The organism is Prochlorococcus marinus XMU1406, assembly GCF_017696055.1.
Taxonomy (GTDB): Bacteria; Cyanobacteriota; Cyanobacteriia; order PCC-6307; family Cyanobiaceae; genus Prochlorococcus_A; species Prochlorococcus_A marinus_W.
In genome coordinates this window covers 921,104-941,704 of record NZ_JAAORG010000001.1, presented here as the reverse complement: position 1 = coordinate 941,704, position 20,601 = coordinate 921,104, and the positions used below count along the sequence as shown (strand labels likewise).

At 30.7% G+C, this 20,601-nt stretch carries 32 protein-coding genes; 14 read left to right on the top strand and 18 right to left on the bottom strand.

What is annotated here, in order from left to right; translation table 11 throughout:
* Nucleotides 1-27 precede the first annotated feature (27 nt).
* Complete coding sequence (locus HA149_RS05530; protein ID WP_209113743.1) at nucleotides 28-897, top strand: carbohydrate kinase family protein; 870 nt, start codon at nucleotides 28-30, stop codon at nucleotides 895-897.
* Nucleotides 898-1,108: 211 nt separating this feature from the next.
* Entirely contained in the window at nucleotides 1,109-1,462 is a 354-nt protein-coding gene (locus HA149_RS05525) for a hypothetical protein (protein WP_209113741.1), read from the top strand.
* A 9-nt stretch (nucleotides 1,463-1,471) separates the two neighbouring features.
* On the opposite strand, the gene HA149_RS05520 is transcribed toward HA149_RS05525, so the two are convergent.
* The 5 genes from HA149_RS05520 to HA149_RS05500 all read right to left on the bottom strand — a co-directional run bounded on the left by HA149_RS05520 (nucleotide 1,472) and on the right by HA149_RS05500 (nucleotide 5,976).
* Complete coding sequence (locus HA149_RS05520; RefSeq protein ID WP_209113739.1) at nucleotides 1,472-1,990, bottom strand: pentapeptide repeat-containing protein; 519 nt, start codon at nucleotides 1,988-1,990, stop codon at nucleotides 1,472-1,474.
* Between the two features lie 83 nt (nucleotides 1,991-2,073).
* Nucleotides 2,074-2,547, bottom strand: a complete 474-nt coding sequence (locus HA149_RS05515) for an HNH endonuclease (protein WP_209113958.1) — start codon at nucleotides 2,545-2,547, stop codon at nucleotides 2,074-2,076.
* A gap of 174 nt (nucleotides 2,548-2,721) precedes the next feature.
* Entirely contained in the window at nucleotides 2,722-3,579 is an 858-nt protein-coding gene (locus HA149_RS05510; protein ID WP_209113737.1) for a transglutaminase family protein, read from the bottom strand.
* Between the two features lie 11 nt (nucleotides 3,580-3,590).
* A complete protein-coding gene (locus HA149_RS05505) occupies nucleotides 3,591-4,532 on the bottom strand; it encodes an alpha-E domain-containing protein (RefSeq protein ID WP_209113735.1) in 942 nt (313 codons plus the stop codon).
* 1 nt (nucleotide 4,533) lies between these two features.
* A complete protein-coding gene (locus tag HA149_RS05500; RefSeq protein ID WP_209113733.1) occupies nucleotides 4,534-5,976 on the bottom strand; it encodes a circularly permuted type 2 ATP-grasp protein in 1,443 nt (480 codons plus the stop codon).
* Nucleotides 5,977-6,104: 128 nt separating this feature from the next.
* Between HA149_RS05500 and HA149_RS05495 the strand changes: the two genes are divergently transcribed.
* Nucleotides 6,105-6,341, top strand: coding sequence for a hypothetical protein (locus HA149_RS05495; RefSeq protein ID WP_025890916.1), 237 nt, complete (start codon nucleotides 6,105-6,107; stop codon nucleotides 6,339-6,341).
* A gap of 43 nt (nucleotides 6,342-6,384) precedes the next feature.
* Nucleotides 6,385-6,606 (top strand): hypothetical protein, encoded by a 222-nt coding sequence (locus tag HA149_RS05490; protein ID WP_209113731.1) that lies wholly within the window; start codon nucleotides 6,385-6,387, stop codon nucleotides 6,604-6,606.
* Nucleotides 6,607-6,645: 39 nt separating this feature from the next.
* Here HA149_RS05490 and HA149_RS05485 read toward each other — a convergent pair whose 3' ends face one another.
* The gene (locus tag HA149_RS05485) at nucleotides 6,646-6,906 is read right to left on the bottom strand and encodes a DNA gyrase (protein ID WP_209113729.1); all 261 of its coding nucleotides are present in this window, start codon (nucleotides 6,904-6,906) and stop codon (nucleotides 6,646-6,648) included.
* Between the two features lie 558 nt (nucleotides 6,907-7,464).
* Between HA149_RS05485 and HA149_RS05480 the strand changes: the two genes are divergently transcribed.
* Complete coding sequence (locus HA149_RS05480; protein ID WP_209113727.1) at nucleotides 7,465-7,620, top strand: hypothetical protein; 156 nt, start codon at nucleotides 7,465-7,467, stop codon at nucleotides 7,618-7,620.
* Between the two features lie 35 nt (nucleotides 7,621-7,655).
* Here the strand turns inward: HA149_RS05480 and HA149_RS05475 are convergent, their stop codons facing one another.
* The 3 genes from HA149_RS05475 to HA149_RS05465 form a co-directional block, all read right to left on the bottom strand.
* Nucleotides 7,656-8,714 (bottom strand): WD40 repeat domain-containing protein, encoded by a 1,059-nt coding sequence (locus HA149_RS05475; protein ID WP_209113725.1) that lies wholly within the window; start codon nucleotides 8,712-8,714, stop codon nucleotides 7,656-7,658.
* Nucleotides 8,702-10,057 carry a CobW family GTP-binding protein gene (locus HA149_RS05470; protein WP_209113723.1) on the bottom strand — a complete coding sequence of 452 codons (1,356 nt, stop codon included), beginning with the start codon at nucleotides 10,055-10,057 and terminating at the stop codon, nucleotides 8,702-8,704. The genes HA149_RS05475 and HA149_RS05470 overlap by 13 nt, the downstream gene beginning before the upstream one ends.
* Before the next feature lie 77 nt (nucleotides 10,058-10,134).
* Complete coding sequence (locus tag HA149_RS05465) at nucleotides 10,135-11,679, bottom strand: metal ABC transporter solute-binding protein, Zn/Mn family (protein WP_209113721.1); 1,545 nt, start codon at nucleotides 11,677-11,679, stop codon at nucleotides 10,135-10,137.
* A gap of 138 nt (nucleotides 11,680-11,817) precedes the next feature.
* Here HA149_RS05465 and HA149_RS05460 point away from each other — a divergent pair, with 138 nt between their 5' ends.
* A complete protein-coding gene (locus tag HA149_RS05460; protein WP_209113719.1) occupies nucleotides 11,818-12,588 on the top strand; it encodes an ABC transporter ATP-binding protein in 771 nt (256 codons plus the stop codon).
* A 13-nt stretch (nucleotides 12,589-12,601) separates the two neighbouring features.
* On the opposite strand, the gene HA149_RS05455 is transcribed toward HA149_RS05460, so the two are convergent.
* Nucleotides 12,602-13,036 (bottom strand): Fur family transcriptional regulator, encoded by a 435-nt coding sequence (locus HA149_RS05455; protein ID WP_209113717.1) that lies wholly within the window; start codon nucleotides 13,034-13,036, stop codon nucleotides 12,602-12,604.
* 17 nt (nucleotides 13,037-13,053) lie between these two features.
* On the opposite strand from HA149_RS05455, the gene HA149_RS05450 reads away from it, so the two are divergent.
* A complete protein-coding gene (locus HA149_RS05450; protein WP_209113715.1) occupies nucleotides 13,054-13,839 on the top strand; it encodes a metal ABC transporter permease in 786 nt (261 codons plus the stop codon).
* Here the strand turns inward: HA149_RS05450 and HA149_RS05445 are convergent, their stop codons facing one another.
* The 3 genes from HA149_RS05445 to HA149_RS05435 form a co-directional block, all read right to left on the bottom strand.
* A complete protein-coding gene (locus HA149_RS05445; RefSeq protein ID WP_011863089.1) occupies nucleotides 13,840-13,986 on the bottom strand; it encodes a hypothetical protein in 147 nt (48 codons plus the stop codon).
* 83 nt (nucleotides 13,987-14,069) lie between these two features.
* A complete protein-coding gene (locus HA149_RS05440; protein WP_011376589.1) occupies nucleotides 14,070-14,318 on the bottom strand; it encodes a hypothetical protein in 249 nt (82 codons plus the stop codon).
* A 10-nt stretch (nucleotides 14,319-14,328) separates the two neighbouring features.
* Complete coding sequence (locus tag HA149_RS05435) at nucleotides 14,329-14,472, bottom strand: hypothetical protein (protein WP_206537409.1); 144 nt, start codon at nucleotides 14,470-14,472, stop codon at nucleotides 14,329-14,331.
* 705 nt (nucleotides 14,473-15,177) lie between these two features.
* On the opposite strand from HA149_RS05435, the gene HA149_RS05430 reads away from it, so the two are divergent.
* Nucleotides 15,178-15,561: a DUF1499 domain-containing protein gene (locus HA149_RS05430; RefSeq protein WP_209113713.1), complete on the top strand. Its 384-nt coding sequence runs from the start codon at nucleotides 15,178-15,180 to the stop codon at nucleotides 15,559-15,561.
* Between the two features lie 639 nt (nucleotides 15,562-16,200).
* Here the strand turns inward: HA149_RS05430 and HA149_RS05425 are convergent.
* The 3 genes from HA149_RS05425 to HA149_RS05415 all read right to left on the bottom strand — a co-directional run bounded on the left by HA149_RS05425 (nucleotide 16,201) and on the right by HA149_RS05415 (nucleotide 17,466).
* Complete coding sequence (locus tag HA149_RS05425) at nucleotides 16,201-16,608, bottom strand: OsmC family protein (RefSeq protein ID WP_209113711.1); 408 nt, start codon at nucleotides 16,606-16,608, stop codon at nucleotides 16,201-16,203.
* Nucleotides 16,609-16,735: 127 nt separating this feature from the next.
* Nucleotides 16,736-16,978: a hypothetical protein gene (locus tag HA149_RS05420; protein WP_025933639.1), complete on the bottom strand. Its 243-nt coding sequence runs from the start codon at nucleotides 16,976-16,978 to the stop codon at nucleotides 16,736-16,738.
* 281 nt (nucleotides 16,979-17,259) lie between these two features.
* The gene (locus HA149_RS05415) at nucleotides 17,260-17,466 is read right to left on the bottom strand and encodes a hypothetical protein (protein ID WP_025891758.1); all 207 of its coding nucleotides are present in this window, start codon (nucleotides 17,464-17,466) and stop codon (nucleotides 17,260-17,262) included.
* A 179-nt stretch (nucleotides 17,467-17,645) separates the two neighbouring features.
* Here HA149_RS05415 and HA149_RS05410 point away from each other — a divergent pair, with 179 nt between their 5' ends.
* A complete protein-coding gene (locus HA149_RS05410) occupies nucleotides 17,646-18,020 on the top strand; it encodes a hypothetical protein (RefSeq protein ID WP_025970259.1) in 375 nt (124 codons plus the stop codon).
* A gap of 96 nt (nucleotides 18,021-18,116) precedes the next feature.
* Complete coding sequence (locus tag HA149_RS05405) at nucleotides 18,117-18,278, top strand: hypothetical protein (RefSeq protein WP_011818555.1); 162 nt, start codon at nucleotides 18,117-18,119, stop codon at nucleotides 18,276-18,278.
* Between the two features lie 33 nt (nucleotides 18,279-18,311).
* On the opposite strand, the gene HA149_RS05400 is transcribed toward HA149_RS05405, so the two are convergent.
* Both HA149_RS05400 and HA149_RS05395 read right to left on the bottom strand, forming a co-directional pair.
* Entirely contained in the window at nucleotides 18,312-19,082 is a 771-nt protein-coding gene (locus tag HA149_RS05400) for a PAP/fibrillin family protein (protein ID WP_209113709.1), read from the bottom strand.
* 85 nt (nucleotides 19,083-19,167) lie between these two features.
* Nucleotides 19,168-19,350 carry a Nif11 family protein gene (locus tag HA149_RS05395; RefSeq protein ID WP_025926609.1) on the bottom strand — a complete coding sequence of 61 codons (183 nt, stop codon included), beginning with the start codon at nucleotides 19,348-19,350 and terminating at the stop codon, nucleotides 19,168-19,170.
* A 237-nt stretch (nucleotides 19,351-19,587) separates the two neighbouring features.
* On the opposite strand from HA149_RS05395, the gene HA149_RS05390 reads away from it, so the two are divergent.
* The 4 genes from HA149_RS05390 (at nucleotide 19,588) to HA149_RS09585 (ending at nucleotide 20,562) form a co-directional block, all read left to right on the top strand.
* On the top strand, nucleotides 19,588-19,767 hold the full coding sequence (locus HA149_RS05390) for a hypothetical protein (protein ID WP_025923300.1): 180 nt from the start codon (nucleotides 19,588-19,590) through the stop codon (nucleotides 19,765-19,767).
* An 85-nt stretch (nucleotides 19,768-19,852) separates the two neighbouring features.
* On the top strand, nucleotides 19,853-20,038 hold the full coding sequence (locus tag HA149_RS05385) for a hypothetical protein (RefSeq protein WP_225866345.1): 186 nt from the start codon (nucleotides 19,853-19,855) through the stop codon (nucleotides 20,036-20,038).
* Nucleotides 20,039-20,341 (top strand): hypothetical protein, encoded by a 303-nt coding sequence (locus HA149_RS05380; RefSeq protein WP_209113707.1) that lies wholly within the window; start codon nucleotides 20,039-20,041, stop codon nucleotides 20,339-20,341.
* Between the two features lie 86 nt (nucleotides 20,342-20,427).
* Entirely contained in the window at nucleotides 20,428-20,562 is a 135-nt protein-coding gene (locus HA149_RS09585; RefSeq protein ID WP_257469857.1) for a hypothetical protein, read from the top strand.
* Nucleotides 20,563-20,601 lie beyond the last annotated feature (39 nt).

Here is a 20,601-nt window from a genome sequence, read left to right as displayed (position 1 = left end):
TCTTTTAATAATAGTATTTAAAGGCTTATGGCTGTTGAAAAGAATAATAAAATTGAAGAATATAAATTAAAAAAAGGGAATTTAAATTTTGCTGTAGTTGGCCATATTGAGTGGATAAATTTCTTAAGAGTCGATAAATTGCCGAAGCCAGGAATCATCTCTCATTCTAAAAAGTCCATTGAATATCCAGCTGGTGGAGGCTCTATTATCGCGAAAATACTTTCTGATTTAACTTTAAACCAAATTCATTTTTTTACTTCATTAGGTAATGATGATTATGGAGATAAATGTTTCAAGATTCTCTCAAATATGGGAATTAAGTTGCATGTTGCTTGGCGTGATAAACCAACTAGAAGAGGGTTTAGTTTAATTGATTCTCAAGGTGAAAGAGCAATAACAGTTATTGGAGAAAGGTTATCTCCAACTCATAAAGACAAGTTGGAATGGAACATTTTAAAAAAAATGGACGGAATTTTTATTACTGCATCTGATTCAGAGATTTTTAAAATGGCTAGATCAGCTTCAATACTGTGTACAACACCAAGGGTGGGATTAAATATAATTAATAAATCAAATGTCCTTTTAGATGGATTAATAGGTAGTAATCTTGATCCAGGGGAAATTTTTACTTTTTCTGATTTATCGTTAAAACCCAAATATACTTTTAAAACCGAGGGAGAGAAGGGAGGCATAATATTTCCAGGAGGAAGATATAAGGCTCTTAAAAACAAAAAATTAAAGGTTGATTCTTATGGATGTGGCGATTCTTTTGCTGCTGGTATTCTTTATGGAATGGCATCTAAATGGGATATAGATAAAAGTTTAAATCTTGCTAAAGTAATGGGAAGAGACGCTAGTGAATTTTTCGGCCCATATGCAAATAATGATGAAAAATAATTGAATTAACACTTACATGAGCAACTTAGATAATAAAAATAAAAATATTCTTGTAGAAAACCTCGTTGTTTTCTTTTTATTTACTGTTTTTTTAGTTTTTAAATCTTTGAAAACTTTATCTAGAATTTTTACTTATGGAATCTTAAAAAAAGAAATATTAACTACTAAAAGTAACTTAGGCGTAGATATTAAAATAAAAATTAAATAGGTAATGAATATATTTTTAGGTTTTCTAATTTTAGGAGTTATTTTTTTGGTCTACAAAAAAATTAAATCTATAAAACCAAAGAACTTAAAATTAGACAAATTTAAAAATAAACATCAGAGCACGCAAACAAATATTGAAAGAATTTTTTTAAGAGAGGAAGAAAAAACCTTTTCAAACCCTAATATAAATATCTATATTGGGAGTTATGATAACGAAGATAATATCAATAGAAAATCTAATATTCACAGAGCAAGGCTTTCAAAATTTAAAAAATCCAAATTAAATGGTGAAATGATATTTCAAGATGAGGAACAAAGGATTTATAAAATTAATAATGGTAAAAAAGTTTACTTATAAATTTTTGTTCTAACTACACTCAAGACTTTCTCTTGTTGAAACGCCAGTTGTTGGATTGATCCCATCAGCAATTTCACAAAGATTTCTTTGATCTTCACTGTCAAGAATAGCGTAAGAAAAATCTGCTCCTTCTATTTGAGCTCCTGCAAAACTGCTACCTGATGCGATCATATTTATTAAAACAGCATTTCTTAGATCTGTTTTTTGGAAATTAACTCGATCAGAAAGAGTATCGGTCAGGTCGATTCCATTTAAATTAGAACCTTTTAAATCAGATAGGGTTAAGGTTGTCCCATGTAAATCAACGTCACTAAAATCTGCGTCTCTCGCAACTGCTCCAGCTATAGATGACAAATGAAGATCCTCTCCATGGAAATCAAATCCTGTAATATTAGATCTTACATAACTTGGAACTTCATCTCCCTCGCCCTTAACAGCTACATTTGCCCCAGCAAAAACTGGAGAGGATAAAACTAATAAAGAAAAAGTTATGGATAAAAGATATTTTAAAAACCTAAAAAATTTCATATTAAAAGATTTGAGTGATTCTATTTTATAACAATTAGATAATTTTTAAAATTGATGTATAAATTTGGAACTCCTTTTTAAAATTATTTAACACTATAAATTTTAAATCTTGGCTCTAAATTAGTTATACAATCTAGAAGTTTTTTGTTATCTTTGCTATTCGTTACCTTGAATTCAGATTCAACTGTACCGTCTTCATCTCTAATGGCTTGATTTAAAACTATGGAACCGTTTTCGTCAGATATGGATCTATGAAAAGTTCCTCTAGGTATCCTTAAAATATATCCGCAAGATTCTAATCTAACTTTATAAAAAGGATAATCCCAACCAAAATTGACAAGGAAAAATGTTCTACCTCCAGAGATAGCTAATAGATTATCTTCTTGATTGTGATGTATGTAAAATTGCCAATTATTAAAATCTTCATCATTTGGAGGACTAATCGCAGGACCACTGTGAATAACTAGATCTCTATAGTTTGATTCATTAACACTAATATCAAAAAATCTGACATCTTTTGTATCGCGAAATTTTTCATAACTTATCAATTCAAACATTTTTGATTTATTTGATTTGATAACTGGAATTGCTAAACTTGAGTTCAATTTTCTTTAAATATTAAACAAATGAAAACAGATATATATATCTAAGAACGTATCAATTAACACTAAAAAAGAAACATATTATTATTTATTTTTTTACATTATTTTAAAAGATTAAAAATAGTGTGTTTATTTAATTTCAAGGGGTTTGATTTCCCAGGATAAAGTATTTTCTAAATTATTTTTTCCTATAAAGTTTCCTGTAATTACAGAGGTTAAATTAGATTTTGAAGAGGATACCAATGTTAAATATCTATCATCTATTAATCCTTTCCCGCTGGGATCAAAACCTCTCCAACCAGCACCTGGAATATATAATTCAGCCCAAGCGTGTAAATCCAACTCAGAGGGTAACGGATCTTCAAAATGATAACCACTTACAAACCTACTTGGGATACCTATAGACCTGCAAGCTTCAACCATCAGCATTGCTAAATCTCTGCATGAACCTATACGTTCTCTAAGAGTTCTGCTAGCCGGCCATGCTGGACCTGTATGTCTTTTGGTATATTTAACCCGATCTTGAATAATCTCTATTAGCTGGTAGGTAAATGATAATGCGTTATTAATGCTTCCTGCTAAGGCTTCATGGGCAAGTTCTACGGCAGAGGGATCGTGTTGTCCATTAGGCATCCATCCCTCTAATGCTCCCTGTAAATCTCTGTTAATAATGCTTTTACAAAAAGGTAATGTTAAATCTCTATTTTTAACTCCATCAATAATGTTTGGATGTTTAATAGTTTCAACTTCGCTAATTGATTCAATAATTAAATTATCTGTTAATCCATTGAATCTGATTCTATTTATTTCTTCTCCGCTGGCAGCAAGTAATGGATAAATAATTTCTGGTTCTGGGGTTATTTTTAATTCAAAATTCTTTAGCTTTTGGAATCCATTTGACCTTGGCTTTATACATAATCTATGCTCGCCTAATTGAACAGGGTCTTCATATTTATATTCAAGTTTGTGAATGTATTTAATTCTCATTAATAAACTTATTAATTAATAAAATATTTTTCTTGAATGAGATCATTTAATTTATTTAAATCCATTTGCAATGAATCGATTGCCTCATGTAAACCATCATTGATTATATCTTCAATTCTGATATAACTCCACTTTGCTTTAAGCAAACCTCTCATGCATTCTAATTCTGAAGGATTTTCAGTAGATGGAGAGGTATCTATTGTTTTAAGAGTATTGCTTATCCCATCAAGACAGTATCTTACTGATCTAGGGAAAATTGGATCAAGTAAAAGAAATCTCGCAACTGAATTAGGCTTTATAGAATTTTGCACTGCTTTCCTAAACATTTGATAAGCTCCAGCTGAACGTAAAAGTGCAATCCATTGAAGCTCATCAAGAACTCCTCCAAGTTCATCTAAGCTGGGTAGGAGTAAATAATATTTAACATCTAAAATTCTTGATGTTTTGTCAGCTCTTTCAATTAATCTTCCAAGAATGCTAAATCTCCAGGCAAGATCTTTGCTTAGAGTCGCATCTGTAATTCCATAAAAAAGCTGACATTCCCTCCTTATTTCACTTAATTGTTCTTGTCTTGGTTTATTCCATATTGCCTCTCCTTCTTGCATATTCCAATATAAAATATTAATCTGTTCCCACATTTCTGTGGTCATGACATCTCTGATTTGTCTAGCATTTTCTCTTGCCATTTGAATGCAAGATATTATGCTATTTGGGTTTAAACGATCTCTTATCAAAAAATTAATAACGTCATCAGGCTTTTTCTCCGGGAATCTTTTATCAAAAGATTCTCTGTCACTGGAGGCATCAATTAATGGGAGCCAAGGTTCTGCACTTCCTGGTGGACAATCTAATGACATTGCTTCGCTTACTTCTACGAAACGAGATATGTTTTCCACACGTTCTAAATAACGATTGATCCAATAAAGAGATTCTGCTACACGACTTAAAAGCATATTATTTTCCTACAACCCATGTATCTTTGCATCCTCCACCTTGAGAAGAATTAACAACTAATGATCCTTTTTTTAATGCTACTCTCGTAAGCCCCCCTGGGCTAACCCATGAATCTTTTCCTCTTAAAATATATGGTCTTAAATCAACATGACATGGATATAGCTCTCCATCACATAACGATGGCACAGTAGATAATTCTAATGTTGGTTGTGCTATGAAATTTCTGGGATTATTTTTAATTTTATTAGCGAATTCTTCTATCTCACTTGTTGTTGAGTGAGGGCCAATTAACATTCCATAACCCCCAGCTTCAGCGACAGACTTAACAACAAGTTTTGATAAATTTTCTAAAACATATTCGCGATCCTTTTGATAATGACAAATATACGTTTCTACATTTTTAATAATAATTTCTTCATCAAGATAATATTTAATCATTTTTGGAACAAAAGAATAAATCATTTTGTCATCTGCTATTCCAGTCCCAGGTGCATTTGCTAAAGCAACATGACCTGCCTTAAAAACATCAAGTAATCCGCTAACACCAAGGCAGGAATCTTTTCTGAAATTAAGAGGATCTAAGAAATCATCATCAATTCGTCTGTAAATGACATCTACTCTTTTTAATCCGGAGGTGGTTTTTAAATATACATAATCATCATTACAAACTAAGTCATGACCTTGAACTAGTTGGATGCCCATTTCTTGAGCTAAATAACTATGTTCAAAATAAGCACTATTAAAAATTCCTGGAGTTAGTAGAACTATCTTTGGAGTGTCAGTCCAAACAGCAAGTTCTTGAAGCGTTTTTAAAAGATATGATGGATATTCATCAATTGGTTTTACTATTCTTCCTGAGAAAAGATTAGGAAAAATATTTTTCATAACTAATCTATTTTCTAAAAAATAAGCAACCCCAGAAGGGCACCTTAAATTATCTTCTAAAACATGCCAATCTCCTTTTCTATCCCTTATTAAATCAAGTCCTGAAATTTGACACCATTTATTAAGTGGAGGTTTGAAACCTATCATCTGAGGTCTCCAACCATCTGAACTCTCTATTAATTCTCTTGGAATTATTCCATCATTTATTATTTTTTGAGAATTGTAAATATCATCTAGGAATAAATCAATTGCCTCAAGCCTTTGTTTTAGGCCTTTTTCTAACGTTACCCAATCATCTTTACTAATTATTCTAGGAAGTGGATCAAAAGGTAATATTCTCTCAGTACCTTTTAAACCAGTATCGTTTAATCTAAAAGTTGCACCATGTCTTAGTAATAATTTTTTTGCGGCAGAATGATTCCTGTTTAATTCTTCAAGTCCCATATTATCTAAAGAAGAAAGAAGTGGAATCAATATTTCTCTAGCAGAGTTAACATTATCCTTAAAGTATTCATCAAAACTATTTTTAGGCTGATAACTTGAAAACATATATTTCATCGTTTAGTAACTTTTACTTTAGCTTTATATCTTTATTCGTATTTATGGCTACCAAAAATAATATCTCTTGACTCAATCTATATCATTATTTTGATCATTGAAGTATATTTCTTAAAAATCTAAAAGGCATGAATTCTAGTAATTGGCAATTTGTTTTTTTTAGATATTTCGCAAGCTTTCTTTTTATCCTCTCTCACAGTTTGCTGGTTCTTGATCATCTACCAGTAGGGGCGGCACTTCACGGACTTGGAGAAGTTTTTATTGCGCCTTGGGCTTTTAGGGAAAGAGCATGGGATCTTGTTGTTATTGCAGTTTTATTTTTCTTCTTTGATATCTGGGGACTTATAAACACTCCTTGGAATTAACTGATATTATTTATTTACTAATTCTGGGAAGATAATTATAAAAATGAATTCTTATTTTAATCAAATTTATAAAATAATTTTTCTTTTATTAATTACGAATAGTTCCAGTTTATATGCCCATAATTTATTTAATGGTGGTTGCAAAGAACATTGTGGGCAAAAAATTAAAGTAATAATTAATAAAAACAAATTAAAAAATATTGATTATCAAATAAATGTTGAAAGTAAAAATTCTTGTTTAAATAAATCACTTTGTAGAGGTTGACCTTTTGAGATCTTTTTAATTGTTTTATGAAGTTTTTTCTTAGATAATTATTATTAAACTACCATTTGCTTGATAATTTTTATTAGGAGGATTTATTTGATTTTTAATTAAAAAAATAAAAGTATAAATCAACGGTAGAAGTAATGATGAAGCAGCAACTAAAGCGATTATCTGGTTTAACCTAATATATGGTTTTTTTACGAGATCCTCTCCGCATAATCCACAAATCAAATTACCTTTTGAGGATTGTTTTTGAAATTGATATTTAGGATTGCAATATGGGCAATAATATCGAACCATTTTTAAATTTAATTGTTTTTATCATTATCTATAAAACTAGAGGAAAGTCATCTTATTAAAAAAAGAGGGCTGATTTAACCCTCTTTTATCTTTTACTTATATTTTTTACTGAAGTTATTAACGCACCTAAATCATGGATCCTTGTTGCTAACTTCTTTTAAGCTAATGCTCACCAAAATTAACTAATTGTCTTTAACTGGGGCAAAAACTCTAGAATTAAGCTTGTTTCTTAAAGGGCACCTAAACGTTGCAGAAGAAGGAAGCTTAGACATTAATAAAAAATAATTGGAGCAGTTAATTAAATTAGTTCGGTTTATTCCGAAATTTCAGGCAGGCTATCGATCATTTTGAAAGACCTCCTAGAACTCAACAATATAAAATTAGGAAAATATTTCTCTAAAGACAATCCGTTTTTATACGCATTGCTTTTTAATTAAAAATGTCCGAGAGTAGTAATCAATCGTTCTAATTTTTTTGAGATATTTTTAGTAAGTTTTGCTTATTTCTTTTGATATTTAATTCGTCTATCTTAATTTTAAATAATTGAGGAAATCTTTTATGAATCATTCGAAAGAAGTTAGTAAAAATGATAAATCAAATCCCATAGACGAATATTTTCAATGTCTCTCATATTGCGATATTCACCCAAAAGGGATAGATAATGACTGTGAGGTCATTTGTATGGAAAGACATTTAAAAGCAAATTATTGGTAGTTTGAATAATTTTTTATTTTCCTGCTTAAATTCCTTCAAAAAGAATTAGTACGAACTTTAAATTTCCAAACATTTACCACACCTTTTGCGTTAACTGCAGCTAGTGCACAATCATCAGGTCTCCACGAAAGTGCACCCACTAAATCGCCTGCGAATGCAGCCCCAACTGGGTCACCATTACCGTCTTTTTTTAAAAAACTTGCGACAACAGAACCATCTCTAGATCCGGAAGCTACAAGCATGCCTTTATTTGAAAAGGCTAGGCTAGAAATAGGTTCGGTATGGTGCCATAGTTCTCCCGGCATAGTTCCCTCGGGACCGTCACCTATAAAGCTCCACACTGTAATTCTTTCACTGCCACTAGTTGCCAGTAATTTTCCACTATCGTCAAAAGAAAGGTGACTAGGTTTTCCTGGGTATCCTGTCATTTCAGCATCCATTCCGGTTGATCTTCTCCAAAAATGAACTGAATTGTCTTGACTTCCGCAAGCGACTATATCTCCATCAGGACTTAACTCCATTGAGACTAATGATCCTTGCCACTCGAGCTTTTGATTCGTTTTATTATTTACTATGTCAAAGAATGTTACTCTCCCGTAGCAGGCTGTAGCTAGCTCATTATTATTTGACCATTTTATTGCACTCACTGTGCTTGGATGATCATCTGATTCCCATTTTTCTTCACCAGTTTCATTAAAAACATATACTTTTTTTGAAGAAGATGCTGCAAGAAATAAGCCATCATTTGACCACTTAAGATGCTCTACCCAAGCCTTGCCAAGATTAAGTGTTTTAATTACTTTACCTTCGTGGCAATTATATATTTGAATATTTCCATCTTGACCGGAAGTTGCAAAAATCTCTCCTTCTGGATGAATGGACATTGCTAATAGACCAGCAGAGTGTGTATTTTCTTTTTTCCAAATAATTTTCCCAGTATCTCCTTCAAAGGCAAAAATACCTCCTGCTACATCCCCAACAATGAATAACTTTCCTTTAATAGCCCAACCACAAACTATGGCATAATCATTAACTTCAGCTGTCCATCCCTCGTGGAACATACCTCTTGGGCTAAATGATTCTATATCAGGCATTTTTCAAAACCTTCTTGCATCTCTTTCTCGTCCAAATTCCTACCTATAAAAACAAGTTGGTTTCTACGAGGTTCGTTACCCCATTCTTTATCAGGTTGCGCTGTAAATAACATATGTACCCCTTGGAAAACAATTCTCTGTGGGTTCCCTGAGTAGCTAATGAAACCTTTGGTTCTAAATATATCCACCCCTTTTTCAGAAAGAAGTCTGCCCAACCAAGTATTAAGTTTTTCTGGATCAACATCTCCAAATCGTTCAATTGCAATTGATGTTACTTCATCATCGTGCTCGTGCTCGGCTTGCCAGAATCTTTCAATATTAAATGGAATCTCTTTTGAATTATTGTCTTCACTTTTAATGATTTTCATATTGAATTCTTCAGCAGTGTGCTGTGTATATAAACCTATCTTTGATCCCTTTTCGATATCTAATATGAATGATTTATTTCCTTTATCCTCCAATTTAAGGTTTATATGTTCTCCAAATGGAATGATATTCCCAGGTTCTAAGCTTTTAGCTTTTTCTGCATAAAGTCTTACGCAGGACTCAGCACCATCTTTAAGTTCTTCTTCACTCTCACCTTGATTAGCGAAAGCTACTAATGACATTTCTGGATCGGGACCTTCTTCTAGCATTAATTCATATTTACCTGCATCAAGGTCGTAAACACCTGTCCATTCAAAAGGATATTCTGGTTCAAGAAATGTTGGTCTGCGTTTAAGGATTTGATCGAGATCAAATGCACTTAGATTTAGGACTGTTTCGATGGGTACTAGGGCATTCTCGGCTCGAATGATTCGAGTCATTCGGTTCATATCTCTCAATCTTGATTCAAGAGTATCTAGAGCATCATCAGAAACTAAATCAGTTTTATTTAGGACAAGAACATCTGCAAACGCAACTTGTTCTGAACTTTCATCACTTCTTCCTAATTGCTGATCAATATGTGCAGCATCAACTAAAGTTACAATTCCATCAAGAGTAAATTCGGAACTAATTTCTTCATCCATGAAAAAAGTCTGAGCAACTGGCCCAGGATCTGCTAACCCTGTCGTTTCTACTAAAACATAGTCAAACTTATCTCTCCTTTTCATAAGGTTGCCAAGGACTCTTATTAGATCACCGCGAACAGTACAACAAATGCACCCATTTGACATCTCAAATACTTCTTCATCGGCATTAATTACGAGCCCTTGATCTATACCTACTTCACCGTATTCATTCTCAATTACAGCTATTCTTTTCCCGTGCTCTTCACTTAATATCCTATTAAGCAAAGTAGTCTTCCCTGATCCTAAGAATCCAGTGAGGATGGTTACGGGAACTTTATCTTTGATGCTCATTTACAGATTTTTACTAAATAAATAATAGTTTAATAATAGTAATAATAAGAAATGAAAACCGTTTTTACTAGAAAAATTTAATCTGAAAGTTTGTACCATTCAGACTCAAGATTGGAGCCAGATTCTTTATCACAACTTCCTCCTAATGAATCAACAATTGTGCAAGTGTTGTGAACAGCTACTGAAACCGTATTCCCGTCCATCATCAATCCATCAACGAATATTTGATTAGAAGCTAAAGGAACCGAACTTTGTCTACTTAAGTTTCTTAATAACTTAGATGCTGGAATTTGTTCAGGAAATATTGCCTGAACTTTCTCTTCATCTAACATTTTCAAAGTAGAACTTATGTTCTCTGGCCTTAAGCTTGAGGAGTCTCCAAGAAAGTCAAGTAAACTAATAGTTTCAAAACCAAAAGCATCACCGTAGTATTCCATTGCTTTGTGTTTAGAAACAATTACTCTGTTTTCCTCAGGAATAGAGCTTACTTGTTCGACGATCCAACTATCTAAGCCTTCTAAGAGTGAATCGGCTTTTTCAAATCTTTCATTAATTAATTTTCTGTCCCCTCTATTAAAAACTGAAATATCTTTCTTTAAACTTTTGCTTATAACATCTCCCATTTTTATGATGTTATGTGGATCATGCCATACATGTGGATCTAGACCTCCATGGTCATGATGGTGATGATGTCCCTCTCCTTCGTCTGGTACTTGTGCTATTGGCTCGACATCACTATTTAAAACGTCTTTAAAGAAGTGTTGAGTTGCTTCAAACTCAAAAGGCATGTGTTCAGTAAAAAATATATATTCACCATCTTCTTTGATATCCACATTAAAAACAGTGCTTTCTTTTCTTTGATCAAAGTTAAGAATAAAAGCTTTATTACTTGCGATCAAAGTACCATTATTTTTTCTGCTTATTGAGTCTTTAGATCCTAATAATTCTTTAGCTAAATCTTCAGATCCTTCTATATCATTAGACTTGAGAATTACCATCTTCATTGCAGGATCTGCATATTCTCCATCGACTTTTTCAAATGACCATTTGTATGAACCCTTAGAAAGTTGGAATTTACCTGCCCATTCGAAAGCACCCTCAGCATGATCATCATGTCCACCATGGTCTGAATGATCATCATGACCTCCATGATCAGAATGATCATCTACCTTAGCCGAATGTTCAGCATGATCATCATGTCCACCATGGTCTGAGTGGTCATCGTGACCTTCATGATCAGAATGATCATCTACGTCTATTGCACTAACACCTACAACAACAGTATTCTTTTTACTTTCCCAATTCCTCATACTTGGAGTCATTTCTTTGCCAAGAGTGAATACTTTGTCTGCGCTATTTAGTAATTGAGCTTGTCTTGGATTGATCTTTAAATCATGAACATCCTGTTTTCTATCTACTAGGCATGTAACTTCGTCAGATGGTAATGCAATTGATTTAACTAAATCACAAACTAGTGGTTCAACTGCAACGTATGACTTTCCTTTAGCCATGATATCCTGCCCAAAACCAGAAAATATAATCGTTCCAGCGATTACGGAATTTTTAATAATTGACTTTCTTGAACCTTTTTTATTTGATAAAAGTCTTTTAAAAATTGACATAAAAAGTTATTAAATACTTAAAAATGATAATCATTTTCATTGCGTCTGACAAGAAAAGGTATCAAATGTTATGAAAATAATACGCAGCTTGTATTATTGGTAAGCTTGTAAAGTGACTTTTTTCATGAAGATTAATTAATGGCTACTTTAGTCGCTGAAAATTTAACATATGCATACACAAAAAAAAGTAAGCCAGCTTTAAATAAGGTATCGGTTGAGATTAAACCTGGAACTTTAACAGCGTTAGTAGGTCCAAATGGTGCCGGTAAATCCACTCTTTTGAGGATATTGCAAGGACAAAATACTCCAGATAAAGGCGATATAAAAATTGACGGTGAAAATTTATATAGATCTAGAGCTTTAGTGGCACTTATGCCTCAAAGAAGTTCTATGAATTGGAAGTTTCCCATAACAGTTGAAAAATTGGTATCTCTTGGTCAAATAAAGTATTCAAAATCAAGAAGTAATAACCCTTTTCAAATCAAGGCTCTTCTAGAATATCCTAATTCTTGGATTAATAAATGTTGTGAATTAGAAGCGACAATGCAAAGAGTAGGAATTGCTAATTTGGCTAATAGAAGACTCGATTCTCTTTCAGGAGGACAGCAACAAAGAGCTCTATTAGCAAAAACTCTTATGTCTCCTGCAAAAATATTTCTTCTGGATGAACCTTGTGCGGCATTGGATCCCCCCGCAAAAGAGGACTTCCTGAAAATTGTTCGTCAACTCGCAGATGCGGGACTTTCTTTACTCGTAAGTAGCCATGATTGGGGCGAGTCTCTAAATAATTATGATCAAGTAATAGTTCTTGATAAAAGCGTTTTAGCAGTTGGTAGTCCTGATCATATAAAAGATAAATTAGATGCGATAAACATAAGCTCTATAAAGGAAAATAATTTCTGTGATTAGAAAATGTTCCTTCTTAATTTTGAGCTTGATAACAGTTTTGGCAAAGGCCGAAATATTCGAGTGTATGAAACAAAAGTTGAAACTTTCTTGGATTTTCTTTAGGGGCATGAATATTTTTAACAGGACAACCTTCCATTTTCGAAGTCTCTCCGCATTGAACGCAGGTCAAATGATGAATATCTCTGTCTACGGGAGTGTAAAGAACCTCTCCTGTTGGGAGATGTCTGGAACGAATTAATCCATGCTTTATCAAGATTTGCAGATTTCTATAAACAGTGGTCAACCCCATAGATTTGCCTTTTGTGATCAACTGCCTATGCAATTCTTGACCGCTCAATTCATCCTCGCATTTATTAAGTTCTTCGAGAAGTTGTTCTTGTCTTTTGGTAATGTCAGACTTAGTTACCATTGTTTCCAAAATCTTTTTTTGTCTCGTATTTTTGATCATACCGAATCTTTCGAATAATGTCTTTTATTAATAACAACTGGTGGTTGGTTCCATTAATAATAACTATATTTTCCGGGATCTTATGCCCAGCTATGGGAACTGTATTAATCACCCATAAGAGATTATTACAAGTTAATTTAATCTCTCATTGTGTTTTGCCTGGACTTGCTCTCGCATTAGCGCTTGGAATTCACCCCTCAATTGGTGGTGTTATAAGTGGTCTTCTGGGCTCAGTAATTGCGGAAAGTTTAACTAATAGAAAAAGTGAAAATTATGAAGCAGTTATGAATACTATTCTCGCTGGAATGCTTGGGTTTGGGGTCCTTATAATCCCTTTACTCGGAATAAGGATTGATTTGGAGGCAGTATTATTTGGCGATTTATTGACAGCAAATTTTGGAGATTTACTTAGAACAATAATTGCTTTTTTAGTATTTATATTTTTAATGACTTTTGGATATGAAAAGGTAGTTTATGTTGGATTAGATCCAGAAGGTGCATCCGCAAGTGGCATAAACGTTTCATTATTAAATCTTGCTTTGAGTTTTACAACGGCACTAGTAATTGTTAGTTCAATGTCAGCAGTGGGAGTAATTCTTGTAATTGCTCTTCTTTCTACGCCAACTTTGTTAGGGCTAAATAAGGCTCATAGTTTAAGAATTGCAATGATGAGGTCTTCATTTTTTGGATTATGTATCTCACTTCTTGGATTTATTCTCTCTATAGTCTTTAATCTTTCGCCTGGACCTGCAATTAGCGTTATTTGTGTTGCGTCCCTTTTAATTCCTAAGCTTCGCAAATAATTAAATCTTAAATGTCCAATCAGAGTTTAATGCTTGAGCTTCTGGATTGTTTTTTAAAGCTACTTCCATAGCTTCTTTTTTATTATTAGCTATAACAACTTCATCAAATTCCTTTCCATTTTTTTTGAGACTTACTTTGAAACGCATAAAAATTATTTAATTAATCAAAAGTTAACCACTAACCAACTAGATTTAAATACTTTTAAAAGTTAATTGATGAAATAGAAACTTTAGTTATTCTGAAGTTTTTCTACTACAGATTCTTTCTCAATCTTAGCTACATCCTGTAATCCATTAGCATCAAACCAAGGAGCGTTTTCCCAATTAAATCCTTCCCCAAAAGTATTATCGGGAGCAGCTACGTACCAGTGACATGACGAATCGGGAACATCTACAGCACATTTTGACCAGTCAGCTTCCCATTGTGGAACTTGTACCCACATTACAGATGCTAATAAAAAAGAAAAAATAAAATTCATAATTTATCGGTTAGCAAAATTTTGAAAGATTTTTTTCACATTCTTTCTTTCTTTTCTTCCAGTAATTTTCAAGTATTTGATATTTATGCTTATTTTTAAATTGACTTAAATGAATATTATTCTGATTAAGAACTGAAGTATTTTTGATTTTCATGACTCAAGCTGTCAATGTAGATCATATTTAAGACACTTTTTAGATTTTTTGAAGTGAATTTATACTTAATTTTTGTCTTACTTTTGTAAAGGTAAGTATTTTTCGGGATTATTTTCAATATAAGTAAGCGAATATTTGACAACACCTACTATTACTGAAAAAAGAGCAATTGTTGAAATAATAAAAATGATTTTTTTGTAAATGCTTTTCATTAATTTTTTATTTTTTTGATTATTTTTTTCATCAACGCCCAATTTTTCTGAAAGATTTAAATAATTAGTAATTTATACTGTAGCCTTTTAAATTCCCTACGGAGTAGATTGAACACATCAGAAACTCCTCACACACTTTTTTCTGATAACTTTAAAAGTACTCGACCTTGATGTTTGAGTACTTTTTGTATTTTTTGCCATGTGACAGTTAAGATAGAGGTCTATTAGATATTACATATTTTGAATTTAGGTGTGATATTAGGATTGTGTGTAGGAGGAATTGATTTATTTCAGTGGAAACAAGGAAACACTTGATATAAATCAATTTTAAAAAGATCTCTCTTTGAGGGATCTTTTTTTTTGGGGATTATTAGAAGTACATATTAGATTCTGAATATAAAAAACAAATATGCTTTCTTACAAAATAATTAGGTCTTCATTACAAATTAGTAATTTAATTCGTTAGATTATGAATCGTTAAATTCTTCTGTTAATGCAAATACTTTTTTTAGCAATTTTAATTTGTTCAAGCTTTATATTCCCTTCTTCATCATTTGCCTCACATATAGAACTAAAACCTTGTGTAGAAATTGCTCATTGTGTACGAGAAGAATGGGAGGTAAATAATCTTGAGAAACCTTTTGAAGAGATTAAATCATTTATAGAAAACACTCCAAGAACTGAGATTGTAGAAATTGATGGCGATTATCTTCATGCAGAGGCAACCAGTAAATGGATGAAGTATGTAGACGACTTAGAAGTATCCTTTTTACCTGAATCAAACATCTTATCAATAAGATCAGAATCAAGAGTTGGAGAAAGTGATTTGGGAGTGAATCAAAAAAGAGTTGATTTACTAAAATCCAAAATGTTTTAAGATAAAAAGTTAAAAAAATAATTTGTTTTTATTGTTTTTTGTATAACTTTTCTTTTTTTTAAAAAAATCAGCAGATAAAAAAGTGATAATTATCATCATGCCTTGATAATGGCAAATTTATTAGATTTTCTCCAAAAAGATGATCATAAATTTTATATATTTATTATTATTTAGTTTTGTTTTTTTCTGGTTTTATAAAAACATTAAAAAAAATGGACTTAAATGGATAATCAAAGGTCTTTTTCAAATTGGAATATTAGTATTATTCATTGGAGGGTTTTTCAAAATATTTTTCACCTTACCCCCTAATTTATTTATAAAAATATTTTTTCTTATTATTTATGCATGGTGCACTGTTGGAATAAATGTAAATTTCATGATCCCTTTGATTAGTTTGATTGACCAAAAAATAGTGAAAAAATTAGACTAAAATATGACTTAATTCTTATTGCAAAAATAAATCTATTAACTTTATCTGCAATATAAAAATTTAAAAGATTTATTTTTTTCCTTTTGAAAGTCTTTTTCTTGTATACCTAGTCTTTAATGCCAAGTCTGTAATTATATATATTCCAAATAAAAGAATGATTATTCCAATAAAGTATTTCATTATATTTTTGTAATTACTATGTTTGAGATTTATTCATGATGCCAAATAATTTTAATATCTATTTCTTGAGATAAATTTCTTGTAACTGGACATTCTTTGGAAGCTTTTTTCAAAAAATCAATAGTTTCATTAGAAGTGCTCTCTGGTATAAAAATATCTATTATTAGTTCTTTTATCTTCCTTTCGCTATTTTGTGTCATTATTTTTTCAATATTTAAATATATACCTTCCAAATCAAATCCTTTCGATTTGGCTTTAATTGCCATGATGGTTAGCAGGCAAGTACCTAGAGATGTTGCTAATAAATCAGTTGGGGAAAAACTTTCACCTTTACCGCAGTGATCTAAAGGTGCATCAGTTCTAATAAGACTTCCAGATTGTAGATGAATAGCCTCACAGTTTAAATTTCCTAAATAAGAACATTTAACTTTAGTCATTTTAAAAAAATTAAATTAGGAAAATATTATTAATAAAAAATCATGGAACATAACAAGATTATTGATGAGAAATTTTTATTTGCATATTAATGGAGTATTAAGGAAATTCATCATTCAAGTTTTGAAATCAGTTTTTATATCCATATTCCTCTAAGCAATACTCAATTAATTCAATTGATTTATTAAGAGTTCTTTTATTTTTATTTTCTAGATCGAAACATTCATTTAAAACACGTATAGATTCATTTAAAAATGATTCTTCTTTATTTTTTATATCTTTAACTTGATTTATATAAATTAATTTTTTAATCCCAATTAGGGAAAATATGATTATTGATATTGTAAAAATTGCTATTTTGAATTTATTCATACAATTAGTTATTACAAATATTTTAATTTATTTAATATCTCAAAACTTTACATAGCTTATAGAACTAAGTAATTACATATGTAGCTGCTGTTATTGCTATGGCAGTAATTGAAATGAAGATGTATGGAACAACCTTTAAAGGTATATATAGATTATTTTTAGACATAACTAGAACCTTTATACAAATAATTACATTCCCTTTAAACTTTATAAGTCTTCAAATATACAAATTAATTTTCTTTGCATAAATTCAATCCTTTTAAAGATTAACAAATTTATATTCATTGAATTTTCATTAAATAAAGTATCTCTAAATCTTGTCTTGAGTCCGATATTTTTCTTTTTAAAAAGATTAATTCTTCTTGGCTCATTTTTGATTCTTTTATCATCAATTCTGCTTGTTCAATAGCATGTTCTATATTTCTAATTTTAATTTCTCTTATTGAGGGATCATCTTTACATGCTTTTTTAGTATTTGCATCTAACATGTGTACGAAAAAAATCGCCTTGAATATAATCTAAATTAAAACTTCATTATGCTACAACCGCAAATTTAATTAAAATAAATTATTATCAAAATAGGAACTTTAACCTTAGCTAACCCTCTCTTCTATTGATCGAGTGGGTTTTTTTATGGTGTAATATACTCCTAGCATTTACTATTAATTTGGAAGATTCAAAACTTAATCCTGAGGAAAATAATTCAATCGAATCGTCCCCCAATTTGAATGAGGACAATAAAGATCTTAATGAGGGGAATAAAAAAGAAGAAAATGTTAAGGCATTTACAGAATTTCTAGAGAAAGCAAGTAATCAAGATTCTTCAGAAGAAAAAGTAAAACTTGATTCTGAGCAACAAAAACTAAAAATTGACAAATCACTTTTTAAAAGATTTCTTAATAATGGATTTGATGGCATTTCAACTAATCCAAACTATAAAATGTTGGCATTATTAATAGTCCTTTTAATTAATCTGTCTCTATTTTTTGTAATTGGCAATATGGGTAAAGCGTTTTTAAGAAATGCAGGAATTATGGGTTAAAAATTATTTATTTCTTTTTGGATATTCATCTTTACAATTTTGATTCTTCAAATGAAACTGTGATATTTTCTTGTCAAATTAATATTTAAATAAAATTTGGATAATAAAGAGCCAGAAAATCCAGTAGTTTATCTTTCTAATTTAGTTAAGAAATTAGATGTAAAAAACAGAAATGGCTTAGTAGCCTTAGCAATAGTAAACCTTTTAGTGATTCTTTTATTTAAATTTTATTTGAAAGGATCTGGATTATTATCTTGAATTTAATTACTGGTAGTATTTTAAGTGTTTTAATTAATCATTAGAGATTGAATTTGAATTCAACAAGGAGATTGAAGGCCTTATATAAATAAAAATAGACCCATACATATCCTGCATAATTCTCATTTCATCGTCTAAATATACAATTGAAACCTGGCAATTTGGCGATTCTTTATTCCAAGGTAACTTATTCCATACCTCTTTAACTGGATACCATCTATCCATAAGTAATTTACTAAATAATGGAATCTTATTAAGTCCATCAACTTTGGAAACTTTTGTCTTTTGTAAGTTCATATCAAGTAAATTATTTCTTAAAACTAAATCACTTGCTAGGGTTATTACTCTTCCACCAAAAGTAGGCAATAGTTTGAACCAACCTAAGATAGGAATAGTTGTAAGCCCAAATATTGTAGTGTCAAAAGTAGATATAAATTCTTTTTTTTCAAAATCAATCTTTTGAGCAATTCTCCCAATAGTTGATATGCCAAAGGATCCTACTTGCAACTGATGTAATTTAAAAAAAAGATTACTTTTAAATTCATCATTTAAGGCCTTTTCAATAGCAAGGAAGAAAGGAGAACTTCGAAATAATTCAACATTAGAAAAAATTAATTCCCACTCTCCAGACAATAATTTTTCTGATATTTCAAAACTAAAGTCTTTAAGAGCATCAATCAATTCATCCATTTCATTAGCTTTTTCCTCATACATAGGAGAAATTAATTTATTTAATCTTTGCCCTCTATCTGTAACAGCAGCTATTTTAAATATATTTGACTTTATCTCTCCAATTTCTTTCATAACTCCAATACAAGAAATACTAATTAATCTTAGGAATTTAATTTGATGTTGATGGCAATTTTAATAATGCTGGTAATAAAATCAATTAATATTCTCCCCACCTTTTACCAATATCAAAACCCCATTCAGTGGTTAATTTAATTACTTCATCATGATTCTTGCATTTTGAAAGGGATAACTTTTTACTAGGATTATTTTTTATTAGCTCAGCAATTTGATTAAGTTGCTCTATTTTTTTTAGAAAATTACTAAGATCTTTTTCTGACATTTATCTAGGAAGTAAATTTTTGATCATAAGTAAATATGTAATAAAGAACCCAGGCAACACCAATAATAAGAATTGCAATCATTATATTTACTGACCAAACTACTTCTATCATGTAATTTTTGTATATATTTTTAATATATCCAAAATTTAAATTAATTTAACCGTTAATAATTTAAATCTAGAACAATACACTACTACTACTAGGTATATAGAATAGTCATAAATAGTTTAAAAATTATGGGAGAAGCTAAGAGAAGGGAAGATTTAGGCTTACCACCTAGAGAAAAGAAAAAGGAAAAACAAACATCGAAAAATCAACTAAACAAAATTTTAAATAAATATCCTTATTTACCTTTCATTTTAGGTTTTTCATTATTAGCGATATTAATTATCGATTTAGTTAATTACTACAAATAGATATATAAAAAGGGGATACTTTTAGCAGAAGAGAAGATTATCTTCGCAATTGCGAAATTATTTTTCCATAATAAAAATAAAACTCATGAAACCGATTAACACCTCATGCGCCTTAATTTTAGGGGTACTAACTTTGTTTTCAATATCTAATGCAAATGCAGGTGGCTGCAGTTCTCATACTGAGAAGAAAGCAGAAATTGAATGCTTGTCTGATGATAAAAAATGTATAGAAGCGAAAGAAAAAGAATCACTATACAAAGTTGAGGCCTAAATGTTTGATAATCTCGGAACTGCTCTAGTACAGGCATTAGGCTTCTTTGCTGTTTTTGGTTTTTTTGTATATCAAACTTTATTTGCAGATAGCAAACCAAAAAAATCAAAATTAAATCCTAAAAAAACAAAGATTTCCGACAAAAAAGAATCAATTAAAAAAGAACCTAAAAAAAGCTTATTTAACAGAAAATCTAAACCTGTTGAAGAGAATTTAACAGTCCAAAAAAAGGGATTATTTGGGAGAAAAAAAGAAGTTATTAAAGAAGAGATTAAACCAAAGAAAAAAGGTTGGTTTAAATAGGTAAAGGTACTTAAACTCTTTTTTGATATCTTTTATACAAAAACTTTTTTTAGTAATTTTATAATTTATAGACAATAATATCCAAAATGAACCATAGAGAAATCACAAAAAAATATAGCGAGTTACTTAACAAGGCTGAGTTTGCTACTGGCCGTAAGGAAGTTGTAGGTCTTTTAAAAAAAGCTGCCAAATTGAAATCTCAGATTGAAATCAATTATTAGATCTTAAAATTAGTTTAATTCTAAATGTAAAAAATTTTT